The sequence below is a fragment of the Kutzneria buriramensis genome (assembly GCF_003387475.1).
GTDB lineage: Bacteria > Actinomycetota > Actinomycetes > Mycobacteriales > Pseudonocardiaceae > Kutzneria > Kutzneria buriramensis.
This window is the reverse complement of the sequence record NZ_QUNO01000004.1, coordinates 157,071-174,476: the sequence shown is the minus strand read 5'-3', so window position 1 is coordinate 174,476 and position 17,406 is coordinate 157,071. Positions and strand designations below refer to the sequence as shown.

Here is a 17,406-nt window from a genome sequence, read left to right as displayed (position 1 = left end):
ATGCTGACCACCGGGCAGCTGCTCGCCGACCGCTACCGGTTGTCGCGCCGGATCGCGGTCGGCGGCATGGGCGAGGTGTGGGAGGCGACCGACTCCCGCCTGGACCGGGCCGTCGCGGTGAAGGTGCTCAAGCCCGAGCTGTCCGGGGACCCCGAGTTCCTGCACCGGTTCCGGACCGAGGCCCGGACCACCGCCTCCCTCAACCACCCGGGCATCGCCGCGGTGCACGACTACGGCGAGACGGCGTCCGAGCCGGACGGCCCGGAGGACACCGCCTACCTGGTGATGGAGCTGGTGAACGGCGACCCGCTGGCGGCGATCCTGGCCGGCCAGGGCCGGCTGACCGCCGACCACACGCTGGACATGCTCCAGCAGTGCGGGGCCGCGCTCCAGGCTGCGCACGAGCGCGGCTACGTGCACCGAGACGTGAAGCCCGGCAACATTTTGGTCACGCCCAACGGCAAGGTGAAGCTGACCGACTTCGGCATCGCGAAGGCCGCCGACGCGGCGCCCGTGACAAGGTCGGGCATGGTGATGGGCACGGCGCACTACATCGCGCCGGAGCAGGCCGTGGGCCAGGAGGCCGAGCCGGCCAGCGACGTCTACTCGCTGGCCGTGGTGGGGTACGAATGCCTGGCCGGGCGGCGGCCGTTCCTGTCCGAGAACGCGGTCACGGTCGCGATGATGCACATCCGGGAGCTGCCGCCGCCGCTGCCGCCGGACGTGCCACCCGGGGTCCGGGCGCTGATCGAGGCGACGCTGGTGAAGGACCCGCGGCAGCGTTACCGCAGCGGCGGCGAGTTCGCGGCCGCGGTCGGCGCGGTCCGGGCCGGGCTGCCGCTGCCGGCGCCGTCCGGGTTGGCGATGGCCATCCCGATGCAGCAGCAGCGCCTTCCGCAGGCCGGGCCGCCGACCTATCCGCCGGGGGCCATTCCGGTGGTTCCGCCGCAGGTGCCCCCAACGGGTGCTCCGATGGGGTCCGGCACCGGTACCTTCCTCCTGGGACCGCCGCCTCAACCTCGGCCGAACCGGACGGGACTGTGGGTCCTGCTGGCGTTGTTGGTGGTGATTCTGGTGGGTCTGCTCGCGGTCTGGGGGATTCGCGAATGGCAGCGCTCGGGGTCGGGGACCGAGGGCACCGGCAGGCCGACGACGGCCAAACTGACCGGCGATCGCCCGGCGCAGGACCGATGTGTGGGGGCGGTCCCGTGCGCGTGGCGGGGTCCAGGTGGCTGAGGCGGGTGGCAGGAGCATGATGGGACCACTGTTGACGAGGAACGAGACGACGCACCGATGAGCACTCCGCGACTGCTCTCCAACCGTTACGAACTGGGCGAGACCCTCGGCTACGGTGGGATGTCGGAGGTCCACAAAGGCCGCGACGTCCGTCTCGGCCGGGACGTCGCCGTCAAGGTGCTGCGCGCCGACCTCGCCCGGGACCCGCAGTTCCAGGAGCGCTTCCGCCGCGAGGCGCAGAACGCCGCCGCGCTGAACCACCCCGCGATCGTCGCCGTCTACGACACCGGCGAGACCAAGACCGAGTACGGCCCGCTGCCCTACATCGTCATGGAGTACGTGGACGGGCGGACGCTGCGGGACATCATCAAGACCCAGGGGCCGCTGTCGGGCAAGCGGGCCATGGAGGTCATGGCCGACGTCTGCGCGGCGCTGGACTTCAGTCACCGGCACGGCATCATCCACCGGGACGTGAAGCCGGCCAACGTCATGATCACCAAGACCGGCGCGGTCAAGGTGATGGACTTCGGCATCGCCCGCGCCATCCACGACGGCCAGGCCGCCGTCACGCAGACCGCCGCCGTCATCGGCACCGCGCAGTACCTGTCGCCGGAGCAGGCGCGGGGTGAGGCGGTGGACGCCCGGTCCGACGTCTACGCCGCCGGCTGCGTGCTGTTCGAGCTGATGACCGGCCAGCCGCCGTTCACCGGCGACTCCCCGGTCGCCGTCGCCTACCAGCACGTGCGGGAGGAGCCGCCGGCCCCGTCCTCGGTGAACCCGCAGGTCACGCCGGCGCTGGACTCCATCGTGCTCAAGGCCATGGCCAAGGGCCCGGCCAACCGCTACCAGTCGGCCGCCGAGATGCGGGCCGACCTGGTGCGCGTGCTGTCCGGTCAGCGGCCGTCCGCGCCTGCCGTGATGTCCGCCGAGGAGCGGACCGCGTTCATGGGCAACGGCGCCGGCGCCCGCACCCAGGTCGTCACCGGCCGGCACCGCCCCGCGCCCGCCGCCGAGGAGCCCGAGTACGACGCGTACGACTACGAGGCCGACGAGGAGGCCGAGCGCAAGGCCCGCCGCAAGCGCGCCCTGACCATCGCCGGCGTGGTGCTCGTCTGCATCGCCGTGCTGGCGCTGGCCGCCTGGCTGACCACCATGTTCCTCGGTGGCAATGGCGCCGGCGCCAGCAACTCCGGCAACCTGCCCAATGTCGTCAACATGACGCAGGCCAAGGCGCAGGAGACGCTCAAGGCGGCCGGCTACAACAACGCCCCGGTCAACTACGTCGCCTGCGCGCCGACCCCGGACGGCTCCCCACAGCCGTGCACGAAGGACCAGATCGGCAACGTCATCAAGCAGGACCCGGCCTCGGCCAACAACGTCGACAAGTCGACCGCGATCAACCTGACCGTCGGCAAGGCGCCGGACGCGTTCTCGCTGCCGGACGTGAGCGGGCAGAGTCAGGCGGACGCCACCGCGGCGCTGGAGAAGCTGAAGCTGATCGTCTCGCCGACCACGACCCCGGAGACGGTGACCGACCCGAAGCTGATCGGCAAGGTCAGCTCGACCAATCCGCCGGTCGGCTCGCAGGTCACCCAGGGGCAGTCCATCACGCTGAGCATCGGCAAGGCGCCGGACCAGGTGGACGTGCCGGACGAGACCGGCCAGGACTACTCCGCCGCCAAGAGCAATCTCGAGGGTCTCGGCTTCAAGGTCGTGCAGCAGACCCAGTCCAGCACCAAGCCGAAGAACCAGGTGCTCAGCCAGAGCCCGCAGGGCGGCGGCAAGGCCGCGCCGAACAGCACCATCACGCTGACCGTGTCGCTGGGCGACCAGATCACGATGCCCGATCTCGTCGGCCTGACCGTCTCCGCCGCGCAGAGCAAGCTCCAGCAGCTCGGCTGGAAGGGCCAGTTCAGCCAGACGACGGACACGACGCTGGACAACCAGAAGGTGAACACCATCGAGTCGTCCAACCCCGATGCCAACCAGACCGTCGGCATCAACCAGACGATCCAGATCCAGGTGTTCCAGTTCCCGGGCAGCGGTGGACCGACAACGACGACGCCACACAACTGAGCCAAGCGAAAGGGCCCGGCACCTGCGAGGTGCCGGGCCCTTTCGTCTGTCCGGAGTCAGACGGCCGCGGCCGCCGCGGCCAGGCGGCGCATGCCGGCCTCGAGCTCGTCGACGCGCTCCGGGGCGACCGGGAAGCCGGCGGCGGTCATCCAGTTGGCCAGCATCCGGTGGCCGCCGTCGGTCAGCACCGACTCGGGGTGGAACTGCACGCCGTCGATGGGCAGCTCGCGGTGCCGCATGGCCATCACGATGCCGGTCTCGGTCCGCCCGGTGACCTCCAGCTCGGCCGGCACGGTCTCCGGCAGCACGGTCAGCGAGTGGTACCGGGTGGCGACGAACGGCGACGGCACACCGGCCAGCACGCCGGCGCCGGAGTGTTCGACGAGGCTGGTCTTGCCGTGCAGCAGTTCGGGGGCGCGGTCGACGGTGCCGCCGAAGACGACGCCGATGGCCTGGTGGCCGAGGCAGACGCCGAGCACCGGCACGCGCTTGTCGGCGCAGTAGCGGATGACATCCATGCTGGCGCCGGCCCGCTCGGGTGTGCTGGGGCCGGGGCTGATGAGCACCCCGTCCGCGGCGTCGACGTCGGACAGCTGCACGACGTCGTTGCGGCGCACCACGCACTCGGCCCCGAGCTGGGCCAGGTACTGCACGAGGTTGTAGACGAAGCTGTCGTAGTTGTCGACGACCAGGACGCGCATGGAAGGAACCTACCCCGTCGTCACCTGGTTGAAGGGCAGCAACGGCTCAACCCACGGGAACACCACGAGCATCAGCAGCGCGACCACACCGAGGACGAGCACCAGCGCCTCGACCACCTTGGCCGCCGTGGGGCCGGGGAGGTGCCGCCAGATCCAGGCGTACACGTCAGTCGGTCTCCTTCAGCTCCGGCGGCGCCTTGTCCGGGTTCTTCGGATCCTTGGCGTACTGGTTGGTGAGCACGGCGTGCAGGATCAGCCGGTGGGAGGCGGAGAACTTCGGCGTGCAGGTGGTCAGCGTCATCAGCGCGACCTGCTGGCCGGCGGGCAGCTGGAGGTTGGCCTTGTGCGGCACGGGGGCGATGACGTCGCCCTCGGACGGCAGCACGGTCTCCTGCCCGACCAGCCCGGCGTACGGGCCGCCGAGCGGCGCGACGCCCTTGCACTGGGGCTGGGCGCCCTTGCCGGCGGCCCAGCCGGCGACCTCACCGCTGGTGGGCAGCATCCGGTAGACGAACCAGTCGGTCGAGGTCTCCACCACGATCGCGTCGCAGGAGCTGACCAGGTCCAGGTCGTTGAACGGCGCGCCCTTGCCGACCCGGTGGCCGGCGACGGCGAAGTCGCCGGGCTGGCCGGGCAGCGCGCTGCCGATGTAGTGGCCGGGGCCGATGTCCAGGTCGGCGTCGGTGGTGCCTTCGACGATCGTGAAGTGGTAGTCGGCGCCGAGCGCCGGCACGTAGATCTTGGCGAAGCCCTGGCCCTCGGTCAGGTCGTAGTGGGTGCCGCGCTGCGGCCCGGTCCCGACCGTGTCCTGGTCCTTCCACTTGTCGTTCAGCGAGGACGTGGCCTGGTTCTGCTTGCCGGCGGAGATGAGGTCGGTCCAATACACCTCGTAGACCACGAACAGCAGGATCACCAGGCCGGCGGTGATGAACAGCTCGCCGAAGGTGCGCACGACCCGGCGCGCGGTGTCCTTGGGCGGCGGGGCGTCGTCGGCCGGCTCCTCGAAGTCCTCGGCCCCGAAGTTGTCGGTGGCGAAGTCGTCGATCCGGCCGGTGTCGTCGTCCTCCGGTCGACGGCCGAACTTCGTGCCCGGCCGGCCCTGGGCCAGCACATCGATCTTCGGGATGAAGGCGGTGGGCTGTTCGGGGGCAGGCCGAGGCCGCCAGCCGGGGGGCCGTCCCGCTGCCGGCGGCGGGTCGTAGCTCACGTGAACGCCTCCTGTGCCCCTGACCTCAACTAGTGGTTCGCTGGCATCCTCGTTTACGTTAACGTGTTACCCCTGGCAGTGGTTGCCCCGCGCAGCCACCGATGCCTCAGCGCGCGAGGTCAGGCGAGGAAAGATGCCCAAGTCGAAGGTCCGCAAGAAGACCGTCTACACGCCGCCGACGGATCGGCGCACGCCGGTCAAGGTGAAGGCGGTCGGCCCGTCCCACCCGGTGTACGTGACGATCATGCTCGGCATGATGCTGCTGGGTCTGGCCTGGTTGGTGGCCTATTACCTGGTCCCGAACGGGATCCCGGTGATGGAGTCACTGGGCGCGTGGAACTTCCTGATCGGCTTCGCACTGATGATCATCGGCCTGCTGATGACGATGAAGTGGCGCTGACGGCTCACTCAGCGTGACGACGACCCGGGCGTGCCACGTCCGGGTCGTTGTCTGTTCCCCGGCCGTTCAGCCAGTTCACCGCACGGTCATCGAACGACATGCGTGTAAGTCATCCCCACTGGGGACAACTCCTGTGGACAACTTTGCGCAATAAAGCACAAGCGCCGGAGCGTGCACATGACCGAGCCCACGACCACGGAGCACCGCTGGGCCCCGCAGGCGCCGCTGGTCGGCATCGGCTGGGTGCTCACCGCGATCGCGGCGCTGTTCGTGGTGGTCAACTCCGACCCCGGCGGGCGGGTGCTGCTGGCCATCGCGGCGCTGATGCTGGCGGCGATCTCGCTGTTCGGCACGCTGGCCCGGCCGCGGCTGCGCGCCGACGCCGAGGGCGTGACGGTGCGCGGCCTGTTCTCCAGCCGGTCCTGGACCTGGCCGGAGGTGCGGATCCGGCTGGCCCACAACCGGCGGCTGGGCCGCGTCACCTCGACCGTGGAGCTGACGGTGCTGCACGACGACGGCCTGATCGTGTTCGGCAAGCTGGACCTCGGTGAGGACCCGGCGGACGTCGTCGAGCAGCTCCAGGCGCTACGACCCTGGCCCCAGGGCTGACGCCAGCTGCGCCGCCCTGGTCGCGTAGATCAGCACCAGCACCACGAACAGCGCCGACAGCGCGATGCCCTGCCAGCGCGCCCGGTTGGCCTGCGGCGCGTACACGATCGCGGCCATCGCGATCGCGCCCACCACCAGGCCACCGAAGTGCCCCTGGATGGACAGGCCGAGCGAGAACGTCAGGAAGACGTTGATCGCCAGCGTGATCAGGATCGGGCGCGGGTTCATCTTCAGCCGCACGACGGCCACCAGGTAGCAGCCGAGCAGGCCGTAGAGGGCGGTGGAGGCGCCGGCCGCGCCGCTGTTCGGGGCGGCGAACAGCATCACGCCGATCGAGCCGCCGATCAGCGACAGGAAGTACACCGCGGCGAACCGGATCCGGCCGAGCACCCGCTCCAGGTCCCGGCCGATCATCCACAGCGAGAACATGTTGACCGCGAGGTGGATGAAGCCGATGTGCAGGAACCCGGACGTGAGGACCCGCCACCACTCGCCCTGCGTCGCGGCCTGCTGCGGCCACATCACCCAGTCGTAGAACAGCGGCGAGTTCGTGTTGCCGGCGAAGCTGCCGGCCTCCACCGCGGTGATCGCGTAGATCACCACGTTGACGGCGATCAGCAGGTAGACCAGCACGGGCTGCCGGTTGGCCACCCGGGCGCCGGCCCACGTGACGGGCTGGCGGGTCGCCCGCCGCCCCTCGTTGACGCACTCCACGCACTGCTGCCCTACCGCGGCGTCGCGCAGGCACTCCGGGCAGGTCGGCCGGTCACACCGGGTGCAGCGCAGTCCGGTGTGCCGGCCGGGGTGCCGATAGCAGGCGGGCAGCGCGTCGGTCGGCTGCCCGTACGGCGCGGTCATGTCAGCCGCGGTCGATCGTGATCTTCTCGATGGCGACGTCGGTCAGCGGCCGGTCGCTGCGGTCGGTGGCCGTGTTGGCGATCGCGTCGACCACCTTGCGGGACTCCTCGTCGCGCACCTCGCCGAAGATGGTGTGCCGGCGGTTGAGGTGCGGGGTCGGGCCCACCGTGATGAAGAACTGCGAGCCGTTGGTGCCGGGCCCGGCGTTGGCCATGGCCAGCAGGTACGGCTTGTTGAACACCAGCTCCGAGTGGAACTCGTCCTCGAACTGGTAGCCGGGGCCGCCGCGGCCGGTGCCGGTCGGGTCGCCGCCCTGGAGCATGAAGCCGGCGATCACCCGGTGGAACACGGAGCCGTCGTAGAACGGGCCCGTCTTCTCGCCGCGCGCGTTCTGGGTGGAGTAGTCCTTGGTGCCCTCGGCCAGCCCGACGAAGTTGCGGACCGTCTTCGGGGCGTGGTTGGGGAAGAGGTAGAGGCGGATGTCGCCCTGCGTGGTGTGCAGGGTCGCCCCGACGATGTCGTTGTCAGCCACGACGCCATCGTGCCATCCACGGCGGGATCCCGGCGGTAGGGGCAGACTGGATCGGTCAGATCGGTACCGATCGACAGGCTTGGAGCAGCTGATGGACGAGGTCGAGACCATGGCCGAGGCCGGCGCGAAGGCGGGCGAGGCGGTCGGCAAGGCGGTCCGCGCCGCCCGCCGGCGGGCCGCTCGCGCGGGCCAGGCCGGCATCGAACGGACACACGAACTGGTGGATTTCGCGGCGGAGGAGTTCAAGCCGACCCGCAAGGCCGCCCGGCGGATGGCCAAGCAGGCCCGCAAGGACTTCAAACGCAGCACCGGCAAGGCGCGGGCGGAGGCCGCCCGCAACGCGAACCAGATCCGCAAGCAGGCGCGCAGGGTCGCCGAGGACCTGGCCGACACCATCGATCCGCGGCCGAAGCGGCGCAGGCGATGGCCGTGGCTGCTCGCGGTGCTGGTGGCCGGCGCGGCGGGCGTCGCCGTGATGCTCTCGCGGCGGCCGCGTGAGGTGCGGCTGGAGGACGTGCAGGACGACGCGCCGGGCGCGGTCCCGGTGCCCGAGCCGTCCCGAAATGGACGGGAGGCGCCCCGGACCCAGGCGTCGAACACCGCGGACAAGTGAGCCGGGCGGCGCTCCGCCCGCTGAGCTGGGCGGGGCGCCGTTCGTCGCGAAAACGACACCGTTCCTGCGGCGCCCCGGTCCCGCTGGTCGCATATGCCCGATTGAGTGCTGCCGATGTGACCTGCATCTCCTAGGTTACGGCGGGTAACTATGCCCCGTCCGGGAGGTTGCCGTGGGCACCACCGAAGACCCCGCCGCCGCGACGCCGGCGACGACCGACTGGAGCGAGGTCCAGGCCAGTCCTGACTTCGCCGAGCTGCGACGCCGCCTGCGCGGCTTCGTGTTCCCGATGGCCGGGCTGTTCCTGGCCTGGTATCTGCTGTACGTCCTGCTCGCCGACTACGCCCATGGCTTCATGTCGACAAAGCTGTTCGGCAACATCACCGTCGGCCTGGTGTTCGGCCTGCTCCAGTTCGTCTCCACCTTCGTGATCACCGGCCTCTACGTCCGGTTCGCCAACCGGGTCGTGGACCCGGCCGCCGACAAGATCCGGCACGAGATCGAGGGGGACGACCAGTGAGGAACTCCGTGGTCGCGGCCGGCGTCGAGGGCAGCAACTCGGCGCTCAACATCTCCATCTTCGCCGTCTTCGTGGTGATCACCCTCGTGATCGTGTTCCGGGCCAGCCGGAGCACGAAGACCACCACCGACTTCTACGCGGCCGGCCGCGCGTTCACCGGCCCGCAGAACGGCATCGCGCTGTCCGGCGACTACCTGTCGGCCGCCTCGTTCCTGGGCATCGCCGGCGCGATCGCCATCTACGGCTACGACGGCTTCCTGTACTCGATCGGCTTCCTGGTGGCCTGGCTGGTGGCGCTGCTGCTGGTCGCCGAGCTGCTGCGCAACACCGGCCGGTTCACCATGGCCGACGTGCTCAGCTTCCGGATGAAGCAGGGCCCGGTACGCACCGCGGCTGCCATCTCGACGCTGGCCGTGTCGTTCTTCTACCTGCTGGCGCAGATGAACGGCGCCGGCGGCCTGGTGGCGCTGCTGCTGGGCGTGACCAGCACGGCCGGCCAGGCGCTGGTGGTCTCCGTGGTCGGCGTCGTCATGATCATCTATGTGCTGGTCGGCGGCATGCGCGGCACCACCTGGGTGCAGATCATCAAGGCCGTGCTGCTGATCGCCGGTGCGTTCGTGATGACGGTCTGGGTGCTCGGACGCTACGGCTTCAACCTGTCGTCACTGCTCGGCGACGCCGTCGACCACGGCGGCAAGACCGGAGAGGCGCTGCTCGGCCCGGGCAAGCAGTACGGCGCCACCGGCACCTCGCGGCTGGACTTCCTGTCCCTGGGCATCGCCCTGGTGCTGGGCACTGCCGGCCTGCCGCACGTGCTGATGCGGTTCTACACCGTGCCGTCGGCCAAGGAGGCGCGGCGCTCGGTGGTGTGGGCGATCGTGCTGATCGGCGTGTTCTACCTGTTCACGCTGGTGCTCGGCTACGGCGCCGGTGCGCTGGTCGGCCCGGAGAAGATCAACGCCGCCCCCGGCAAGGTCAACTCCGCCGCCCCGCTGCTGGCCCAGGCGCTGGGCGGCCCGATCCTGCTCGGCCTCATCGCCGCCGTCGCCTTCGCCACCATCCTGGCGGTGGTCGCCGGCCTGACCATCACCGCGTCGGCCTCGTTCGCCCACGACATCTACGTCAACGTGATCAAGAAGGGTGATCGGGAGAGCGCCAAGTCCGAGGTCAAGGTCGCCCGCTGGGCCGCGGTTGTCATCGGCCTGCTGGCGATCGTCGGCGGCATCCTCACCAACGGTCAGAACGTCGCCTTCCTGGTGGCCCTCGCGTTCGCCATCGCGGCCGCCGCCAACCTGCCGACGATCCTGTACTCGCTGTTCTGGAAGCGCTTCACCACCACCGGCGCCCTCTGGAGCATGTACGGCGGCCTGGTGATCACCATCGGGCTGATCATCTTCTCGCCGGTCGTCTCGGGCGCGAAGACCTCGATCTTCCCCACCGCCCACTTCGACTGGTTCCCGCTCAGCAACCCCGGCCTGGTGTCGATCCCCCTGTCCTTCCTGCTCGGCTACCTCGGCACCGTCCTCGGCAAGGACCGCGCCGACGAGTCCAAGTTCGCCGAGATGGAAGTCCGCGCCCTCACCGGCGCCCACGCCGAAAAGGCAGTCCAGCACTAACAGAACCGACAAGAGGACGAAGAACCCAGGCGATCGCCGCCCCTCACAACCCGAGGGCGGCGATCGCCTGCTTCACCACCTGCTTGGCCTTGATCGTCTGCTTCTGATCGGTCACCGCCACCACCGCAGACCCACCCTTGGACACCGCGAACACCGCCCCCGTAGCCGTGGCCTCCGACCCCCCACTCCACCCGCCCGGCAGATCCGCCTTGTCCGACGTCTCGATCGGCGCGGCCTTGTTCACCAACGCCGTAGCCGCCCCCGCCGACCCCACGTACACCTGCACCGTCAACTGCTTGTCATTGCCGAAGCTGTAGAAGAAGCACGCCGGATGCGGCTGGTCCGCGGAGATCATCACCTTCGTGACCTTCTCCCCGTTGGCATCCGCCACAAAGTCGGACGACAGATACGGACACTGCCCCGTAGCCGCCGCCACCGGATCCGCCGGCGCAACAGCACTGGTCGTAGTAGGCGCAGCAGTGCTACTCGAAGTCGGCGCCGGCGTTGTCGAAGTGACAGGCGCAGCCTGCGGCGACGAGCACCCCGACACGGCTGCGGCGGCGACCAGGACTCCGGCGAACAACACGGCGTTCCTCATAGCCACCAGAGTCTCGACCATGCCCCACCGGCAACGGAGATCGGGGTCAAGGGCGACGCGAAGCGAGCCCGAAGGGGGTGCAGGGGGCGAAGCCCCTCCTGCCTTGGGGTGTGGGGCGAGAGCCCCGCAAATACGACGAGCGAGGCGGCGAGAGCGGCGCAGCCGCTACGCACACCTCGCCCACTCGCGAGTGGAGACAAGGGGAATCGAACCCCTAACCCCCGCCTTGCAAAGGCGGTGCTCTGCCAATTGAGCTATGTCCCCGATGGGACCCGGCTACGGGCCGTGCCCCGGTGTTCGCCCGACCTCAGTCGGTCGGCGCCGTAGCCTCGCGCCACAGGTCGGCCTCAGCCTTCGCCGACCGCTGCTTCCTCACGAAGAACAGCACGACTCCAGCCACAGCCACGAGCGCGATGAGCTTCTTCACGTCTGGTCGCCTCCTTGGCGCTTGCCACCCCTTGGGAAAGAACAGGTAGCACCCAACATACACGTCCGCCCCGACCAGGCCACCGCCCACGGACCACCCCCAAACCACCCGCCACCGGTACCACGGATCGGGGGTCAAGGGGGCGGAGCCCCCTTGCTCGGGGTGTGGGGCGAGAGCCCCACAATCTCCGCAAACGATAAAGGCCTGGAAGCGAAGCTTCCAGGCACACGTCACCCAATCGGTTGCGTGGGCCCAGGAGGACTTGAACCTCCGACCTCTTCGTTATCAGCGAAGCGCTCTAACCGCCTGAGCTATGGGCCCTTACGGGGGAGAAGATTACCGCACTCCTCTCCCCTGATCCAAACCGGGTCACTCCCGCTCGGAGAGGGTGACCTCGACGCCTCCGGCCAGGTCAGCGGACACGTTGTAGATGAACGCGCTGACGGTGGCCATGGCAGTGAACAGGATCACGTTCACCAGGCCGACGACGGCGGCGATGCCGAACACGCGGCCGGCGCTGATGAGGTCGCCGCCGCTGTTGTCACCGCCCTGCACGAGGTCGTTGTAGGTGCCGTTGAGCTTGGTCCACACGTTCATGCCACCGAGCACGCTGTACAGCACGCCGACGGCGACCATCCAGACCAGGAACATGGCGAAGCCGAGCACCAGCGCCAGCTTGAGCACCGACCACGGGTCGACGCGCTTGATCTGGAGGCTGGCCCGCCTGGGCCCACGGCCGGGGCGGCGCAGCGCGGTGGGCGCGGCGGTGCCCCGGGGCGGGGTGGTGGGTCCGCCGAGGTTGACCGACGTCCGGGTGGACACGGTCGGCGAGTCGAGCGGGGACGCCGACTGGGGCGGGCCGACCGGGCGGAAGTTGGTGGTGGCCTGCGAGCTGGTGTCGACCGGCTCGTTGTCGTACGCCGTGGACGAGATGGTGGTCGCCGCCGCGGCCGCCGCGGTGTCGGCGGTGACCCGCTGCCACGGCGGCGGCGCCGACGAGGCCGCCGGCTCCGTCGGAGCGACGGGTGCCGGAGTGACCGGTGCCGCCGGAACGGTCGGCGAAGCAACGGGCGATGCCGCCGGCGTGCTGGCCGCAGCCGGAGTCGCCGGTGCAGAGGGAGCCGCCGCGGCGGGCGCGGCGGCCTCCTCCTTCTTGAACTTCGTCGTCTCCTGCTCGTGACTGACCGCGCCGTTGGTCGCCGGTTCGGCGGCCGCCGGCTTCGGCGCGGCCGGCTCGGGCTGCTCCGGCTTGGCGGGAGCCTCCTCGGTCGCCACCGACTTCTTCTCGACCTCGCCGTCCGACTCGGTCTTGGCGTCCGGCTTTTCCGGGTTCTCCGGAGTTGTCACGAGCGGTCCTCAGTCAGCTTGTCGTTGGGAGTTGCCTGCCGTGCCTACTCGGCCACGTCCGGCGCGGAGGTCTGGTCGTCCTCTCCGGAGACGTCCGTGGGCTCGTCGGCGTTGCGTGCCACACCCATCAGGGTGCCGCCCTCGTCGAGGTTCATCAGCCGCACCCCCTTCGTCTGCCGGCCGGCCCTGCGCACCTGTTCGACGCTGGTGCGGATCACTCCACCAGATGAGGTGATGGCGTACAACTCGTCGCCCTCGTCCACGATCAGCGCCCCGACCAGCCTCCCACGCTTGCGGTCGTACTGAATGGTCAGCACGCCCTTGCCGCCGCGACCCTGGATCGGGTAGTCGTCGATCGGCGTCCTCTTGGCGTACCCACCGTCGGTCGCGACAAGCACGAACTTGTCGGGCTGCACGACGCCCATCGACAACAGCTCGTCGCCGCTGTTGAAGCGCATGCCCAGCACGCCGGAGGTGGCCCGGCCCATCGGTCGCAGCGTCTCGTCGGTGGCGTGGAACCGGATGGACTGCCCGTCGGCGGAGACCAGCAGCAGGTCGTCATCGGCCGAGCAGAGCACGGCACCGACCAGCTCGTCGTCCTCCTTGAGGTTGATGCCGATCAGGCCGCCGGACCGGTTGGAGTCGAAGTCGGCCAGCCGCGACTTCTTGACCAGGCCGGTCTTGGTGGCCAGCACCAGGTAGGGCGCGACCTCGTAGTTGGGGATCTCGATGACCTGAGCGATCTCCTCGCCCGGCTGGAACGCGAGCAGGTTGGCCACGTGCTGGCCGCGCGCGTTCCGGTTGGCCTCGGGCAGCTCGTACGCCTTGGCCCGGTAGACCCGGCCCATGTTGGTGAAGAACAGGATCCAGTCGTGGGTGGAGCACACGAAGAAGTGGGCGATGATGTCGTCCTGCTTGAGCGCCGCCCCCTGGACGCCCTTGCCGCCGCGCTTCTGCGAGCGGTACAGGTCGGTCTTCGTCCGCTTCGCGTAACCCGTTCGAGTGATCGTGACGACCACGTCCTCGACGGCGATGAGGTCCTCCATGGAGACCTCGCCGTCGAACGGCAGGATCCGGGTGCGCCGGTCGTCGCCGTACTTGCCGACGATCTCCATCAGCTCGTCGCGGACGATGGCCCGCTGCCGCTCCGGCTTGGCCAGGATGTCCTGGAGGTCGGCGATCTCGATCTCGATCTCGGCCAACTGGTCGACGATCTTCTGCCGCTCCAGGGCGGCGAGCCGGCGCAGCTGCATCTCGAGGATGGCGTTGGCCTGGATCTCGTCGACGGTGAGCAGCTCGATCAGGCCGACCCGGGCGTCCTCGACGGTGGGCGACCGGCGGATCAACGCGATCACCGCGTCCAGCTGGTCCAGCGCCTTGACCAGGCCGCGCAGGATGTGGGCCCGCTCCTCGGCCTTGCGCAGCCGGAACCGGGTGCGCCGGACGATGACCTCGACCTGGTGCTTCACGTAGAGGCGGATCATCTGGTCCAGGCGCAGCGTGCGCGGCACGCCGTCGACCAGGGACACCATGTTCACGCCGAACGTGTGCTGGAGCTGGGTGTGCTTGTAGAGGTTGTTCAGCACCACCTTGGCCACCGCGTCCCGCTTGAGCGTGACCACGATGCGCATGCCGGTCCGGCTGTTGGACTCGTCGGCGATGTTGGCGATGCCGGTGAGCTTGCCGTCGCGGACCAGGGTGGCGATGTTCTCCACCAGGTTGTCCGGGTTGACCTGGAAGGGCAGCTCGGTGGCGACCAGGATGACCCGGCCCTTGCTGTCCTCCTCCACCTCGACGACGGCGCGCATGCGCACCGAGCCGCGGCCGGTGCGGTAGGCGTCCTCGATGCCGCGGGTGCCCAGGATCAGGCCGTGGGTCGGGAAGTCGGGGCCCTTGATCCGGGCCATCACCGCTTCCAGCGTCTCCTCGTCCGGCGTCTCCGGGTTCTCCAGCGCCCACACCACCGCGTCCGCCACCTCGCGCAGGTTGTGCGGCGGGATGTTGGTGGCCATGCCGACGGCGATGCCGGCGCTGCCGTTGATCAGCAGGTTGGGCACCCGGGACGGCAGGACGATCGGCTCCTGGATGCGGCCGTCGTAGTTGTCCCGGAAGTCGACGGTCTCTTCCTCGATGTCCTGCAACATGTGCATGGCCAACGGGGTGAGCCGGCACTCGGTGTACCGCATGGCGGCGGCCGGGTCGTTGCCGGACGAGCCGAAGTTGCCCTGGCCGTCGACCAGCGGGTAGCGCATCGCCCACGGCTGGGCCAGCCGCACCAGCGCGTCGTAGATCGACGAGTCGCCGTGCGGGTGGTAGTTGCCCATCACGTCGCCGACCACGCGGGCGCACTTGTTGTAGCCGCGGTCCGGCCGGAAGCCGGAGTCGTACATCGAGTACAGCACCCGCACGTGCACCGGCTTGAGGCCGTCGTACACGTTGGGCAGCGCGCGACCGACGATCACGCTCATCGCGTACGCGATGTAGGAGTTCTGCATCTCCTGCTGGATGTCGACCGGCTCGGTCCGCCCGTGGTTGTCGGGCGGCAAGGTTTCGGTCACGGCTGGGTGTTCCTTTCACACAAGGCGAGGAGGCGGTGGGGCCGGGACGTCACACGTCGAGGAACTTGACGTCCTTGGCGTTGCGGGTGATGAAGGACCGCCGCGCCTCGACGTCCTCGCCCATCAGCACGCTGAACAGCTCGTCGGCGGTGGCCGCGTCGTCCATGGTGACCTGGAGCAGCACCCGGTTGGCCGGGTCCATGGTGGTCTCCCACAGCTCCTGGGCGTTCATCTCGCCGAGGCCCTTGTAGCGCTGGATGCTGTCGTCCTTGCCGATCTTCTTGCCGGCGGCCAGGCCGGTCTCGAGCAGGCCGTCCCGCTCGCGGTCGGAGTAGGCGTACTCCGGCTCGACGCCGCGCTGCCACTTGATCTTGTACAGCGGCGGCTGGGCCAGGTAGACGTGCCCGTGCTCGATCAGCGGCCGCATGAACCGGAACAGCAGCGTCAGCAGCAGGGTCCGGATGTGCTGGCCGTCCACGTCGGCGTCGGCCATCAGCACGATCTTGTGGTACTTGAGCTTGGCCAGGTCGAAGTCGTCGTGGATGCCGGTGCCGAAGGCAGTGATCATGCTCTGCACCTCGGTGTTCTTCAGCACGCGGTCGATGCGCGCCTTCTCCACGTTGATGATCTTGCCCCGGATCGGCAGGATCGCCTGGTACATGGAGTCCCGGCCCTCCTTGGCCGAGCCGCCCGCGGAGTCGCCCTCCACGATGTAGATCTCGCACTCTTCCGGGTCGGTCGAGCGGCAGTCCTTGAGCTTGCCGGGCAGGCCGCCGATGTCCAGCGCGCCCTTGCGGCGGACCAGCTCGCGGGCCTTGCGGGCGGCCAGCCGGGCCTGCGCCGAGGACACCGCCTTGTTGATGATGATCTTGGCCTCGGCCGGGTGCCGGTCGAACCAGTCGGCGATCCACTCGTTGCACGCCTTCTGCACGAAGGACTTGGCCGAGGTGTTGCCCAGCTTGGTCTTGGTCTGGCCCTCGAACTGGGGCTCCTTGAGCTTGACCGAGACGATGGCGGCCAGGCCCTCGCGGATGTCCTCGCCGGAGAGGTTGCCGTCCTTCTCCTTGACCAGCTTCTTGTCCTTGGCGTACTCGTTCACCACCCGGGTGAGCGCGGCGCGGAAGCCCTCCTCGTGGGTGCCGCCCTCGTGGGTGTTGATCGTGTTGGCGAAGGTGTACACCGACTCCGAGTAGCCCGTGTTCCACTGCATGGCGATCTCGACCTCGAGGTCGTCGCCCTTGGCGTCGAACGCGATGACCTTCTCGTGCAGCGCCTCGCGGGACCGGTTGATGTGCCGGACGAAGTCCTCGAGCCCGCCGGGGTAGTGGAAGGTCTGCTCCTTGACCCGGGCGACCTGGCCGTCGGCGTCCGCCTCGGCCTCCTCCTCGCTCACCCGCTCGTCGCGCAGCACGATGGTCAGCCCCTTGTTCAGGAACGCCATCTCCTGGAGCCGCCGGGCCACCGTCTCCAGGTTGTACTCGGTGGTCTCGAAGATCTCCGGGTCGGCCCAGTACGTGATGACGGTGCCGGTCTCGCTGGTCGGCTCGCCCTTGACGAGCGGGCCGGTCGGCGCCGAGTTCGCGTAGCTCTGGGTCCAGACGAAGCCGTCCTTCTTGATCTCCACGTCGAGCCGGGTCGACAGCGCGTTGACCACGGACACGCCGACGCCGTGCAGACCGCCGGAGACCGCGTAGGAGTCGCTGTCGAACTTGCCGCCGGCGTGCAGCGTGGTGAGCACGACCTCGACGGCCGGCCGCTTCTCCACCGGGTGCTCGTCGATGGGAATGCCGCGGCCGTCGTCGATGCACTCGATGCCGCCGTCGGCCCGCAGCACGAGCACGACCCTGGTGGCGAAGCCGGCCATGGCCTCGTCGACGGCGTTGTCCACCACCTCCCAGATGAGGTGGTGCAGACCGCGCTCGCCGGTGGAGCCGATGTACATGCCCGGCCGCTTGCGCACCGCCTCGAGGCCCTCGAGCACGGTGATGGACTTGGCGCTGTACTCAGCGTTGGTGTTGGCAGCCACGAGTTTTGCTGTCTCCCTCTGGGACGCCACGCAGGACTGGTGTGCGAGCCTGCGCGGACGACCGTCCAGCGCTGCCGTGCTC

The 17,406-nt window shown here is 69.4% G+C and carries 15 protein-coding genes, 2 tRNA genes and 2 pseudogenes; 7 read left to right on the top strand and 12 right to left on the bottom strand.

Features of this window, described 5'->3' with window-relative positions; translation table 11 throughout:
* Together BCF44_RS12760 and pknB are read left to right on the top strand one after the other, a co-directional pair.
* Positions 1-1,236, top strand: coding sequence for a serine/threonine-protein kinase (locus tag BCF44_RS12760; protein ID WP_116174458.1), 1,236 nt, complete (start codon positions 1-3; stop codon positions 1,234-1,236).
* 57 nt (positions 1,237-1,293) lie between these two features.
* Positions 1,294-3,312: a Stk1 family PASTA domain-containing Ser/Thr kinase gene (gene pknB / locus BCF44_RS12755; RefSeq protein WP_116174457.1), complete on the top strand. Its 2,019-nt coding sequence runs from the start codon at positions 1,294-1,296 to the stop codon at positions 3,310-3,312.
* 56 nt (positions 3,313-3,368) lie between these two features.
* Here the strand turns inward: pknB and BCF44_RS12750 are convergent, their stop codons facing one another.
* The 3 genes from BCF44_RS12750 to BCF44_RS12745 are packed head-to-tail and all read right to left on the bottom strand — an operon-like array spanning position 3,369 to position 5,220.
* A complete protein-coding gene (locus tag BCF44_RS12750) occupies positions 3,369-4,013 on the bottom strand; it encodes an aminodeoxychorismate/anthranilate synthase component II (protein ID WP_116174456.1) in 645 nt (214 codons plus the stop codon).
* Between the two features lie 9 nt (positions 4,014-4,022).
* Complete coding sequence (locus BCF44_RS55435; RefSeq protein WP_170217518.1) at positions 4,023-4,178, bottom strand: hypothetical protein; 156 nt, start codon at positions 4,176-4,178, stop codon at positions 4,023-4,025.
* A 1-nt stretch (position 4,179) separates the two neighbouring features.
* Positions 4,180-5,220 (bottom strand): class E sortase, encoded by a 1,041-nt coding sequence (locus BCF44_RS12745; RefSeq protein WP_246014992.1) that lies wholly within the window; start codon positions 5,218-5,220, stop codon positions 4,180-4,182.
* 133 nt (positions 5,221-5,353) lie between these two features.
* Here BCF44_RS12745 and crgA point away from each other — a divergent pair, with 133 nt between their 5' ends.
* Positions 5,354-5,620, top strand: coding sequence for a cell division protein CrgA (gene crgA, locus BCF44_RS12740; protein ID WP_116174455.1), 267 nt, complete (start codon positions 5,354-5,356; stop codon positions 5,618-5,620).
* Positions 5,621-5,797: 177 nt separating this feature from the next.
* Entirely contained in the window at positions 5,798-6,229 is a 432-nt protein-coding gene (locus tag BCF44_RS12735) for a PH domain-containing protein (protein WP_147328477.1), read from the top strand.
* On the opposite strand, the gene BCF44_RS12730 is transcribed toward BCF44_RS12735, so the two are convergent.
* Both BCF44_RS12730 and BCF44_RS12725 read right to left on the bottom strand, forming a co-directional pair.
* On the bottom strand, positions 6,206-7,087 hold the full coding sequence (locus BCF44_RS12730) for a rhomboid family intramembrane serine protease (protein WP_116174453.1): 882 nt from the start codon (positions 7,085-7,087) through the stop codon (positions 6,206-6,208). The genes BCF44_RS12735 and BCF44_RS12730 overlap by 24 nt on opposite strands.
* Before the next feature lies 1 nt (position 7,088).
* A complete protein-coding gene (locus tag BCF44_RS12725; protein WP_246014991.1) occupies positions 7,089-7,619 on the bottom strand; it encodes a peptidylprolyl isomerase in 531 nt (176 codons plus the stop codon).
* 91 nt (positions 7,620-7,710) lie between these two features.
* Here BCF44_RS12725 and BCF44_RS12720 point away from each other — a divergent pair, with 91 nt between their 5' ends.
* From BCF44_RS12720 to BCF44_RS12710, 3 genes are all read left to right on the top strand, one after another.
* Positions 7,711-8,232, top strand: a complete 522-nt coding sequence (locus BCF44_RS12720) for an ATP-binding protein (protein ID WP_147328476.1) — start codon at positions 7,711-7,713, stop codon at positions 8,230-8,232.
* Between the two features lie 172 nt (positions 8,233-8,404).
* A complete protein-coding gene (locus BCF44_RS12715; RefSeq protein ID WP_116174450.1) occupies positions 8,405-8,752 on the top strand; it encodes a DUF485 domain-containing protein in 348 nt (115 codons plus the stop codon).
* Positions 8,749-10,368: a solute symporter family protein gene (locus BCF44_RS12710; RefSeq protein WP_170217517.1), complete on the top strand. Its 1,620-nt coding sequence runs from the start codon at positions 8,749-8,751 to the stop codon at positions 10,366-10,368. The genes BCF44_RS12715 and BCF44_RS12710 overlap by 4 nt, the downstream gene beginning before the upstream one ends.
* Positions 10,369-10,411: 43 nt before the next feature.
* On the opposite strand, the gene BCF44_RS12705 is transcribed toward BCF44_RS12710, so the two are convergent.
* From BCF44_RS12705 to gyrB, 7 genes and pseudogenes are all read right to left on the bottom strand, one after another.
* The gene (locus BCF44_RS12705; protein WP_116174893.1) at positions 10,412-10,966 is read right to left on the bottom strand and encodes a DUF2020 domain-containing protein; all 555 of its coding nucleotides are present in this window, start codon (positions 10,964-10,966) and stop codon (positions 10,412-10,414) included.
* A 191-nt stretch (positions 10,967-11,157) separates the two neighbouring features.
* Positions 11,158-11,230: transfer RNA gene (locus BCF44_RS12700), tRNA-Ala, on the bottom strand.
* Between the two features lie 46 nt (positions 11,231-11,276).
* Positions 11,277-11,393, bottom strand: a pseudogene (locus tag BCF44_RS56585) (DLW-39 family protein); the annotation flags it as partial.
* 247 nt (positions 11,394-11,640) lie between these two features.
* A tRNA-Ile gene (locus BCF44_RS12695) sits at positions 11,641-11,714 on the bottom strand.
* Between the two features lie 48 nt (positions 11,715-11,762).
* A pseudogene (locus BCF44_RS59135) lies at positions 11,763-12,431 on the bottom strand (DUF3566 domain-containing protein); the annotation flags it as partial.
* A gap of 353 nt (positions 12,432-12,784) precedes the next feature.
* Complete coding sequence (gene gyrA / locus BCF44_RS12685; protein WP_116174449.1) at positions 12,785-15,298, bottom strand: DNA gyrase subunit A; 2,514 nt, start codon at positions 15,296-15,298, stop codon at positions 12,785-12,787.
* 49 nt (positions 15,299-15,347) lie between these two features.
* On the bottom strand, positions 15,348-17,324 hold the full coding sequence (gene gyrB, locus BCF44_RS12680; RefSeq protein WP_116174448.1) for a DNA topoisomerase (ATP-hydrolyzing) subunit B: 1,977 nt from the start codon (positions 17,322-17,324) through the stop codon (positions 15,348-15,350).
* Positions 17,325-17,406 lie beyond the last annotated feature (82 nt).

Bases quoted from the DNA above. Each gene is read 5' to 3' on its own strand.
- BCF44_RS12730 (WP_116174453.1), bottom strand. From the start codon at position 7,087: ATGACCGCGCCGTACGGGCAGCCGACCGACGCGCTGCCCGCCTGCTAT.
- BCF44_RS12735 (WP_147328477.1), top strand. From the start codon at position 5,798: ATGACCGAGCCCACGACCACGGAGCACCGCTGGGCCCCGCAGGCGCCG.
- BCF44_RS12760 (WP_116174458.1), top strand. From the start codon at position 1: ATGCTGACCACCGGGCAGCTGCTCGCCGACCGCTACCGGTTGTCGCGC.
- BCF44_RS12750 (WP_116174456.1), bottom strand. From the start codon at position 4,013: ATGCGCGTCCTGGTCGTCGACAACTACGACAGCTTCGTCTACAACCTC.
- crgA (WP_116174455.1), top strand. From the start codon at position 5,354: ATGCCCAAGTCGAAGGTCCGCAAGAAGACCGTCTACACGCCGCCGACG.
- BCF44_RS12705 (WP_116174893.1), bottom strand. From the start codon at position 10,966: ATGAGGAACGCCGTGTTGTTCGCCGGAGTCCTGGTCGCCGCCGCAGCC.
- pknB (WP_116174457.1), top strand. From the start codon at position 1,294: ATGAGCACTCCGCGACTGCTCTCCAACCGTTACGAACTGGGCGAGACC.
- BCF44_RS12720 (WP_147328476.1), top strand. From the start codon at position 7,711: ATGGACGAGGTCGAGACCATGGCCGAGGCCGGCGCGAAGGCGGGCGAG.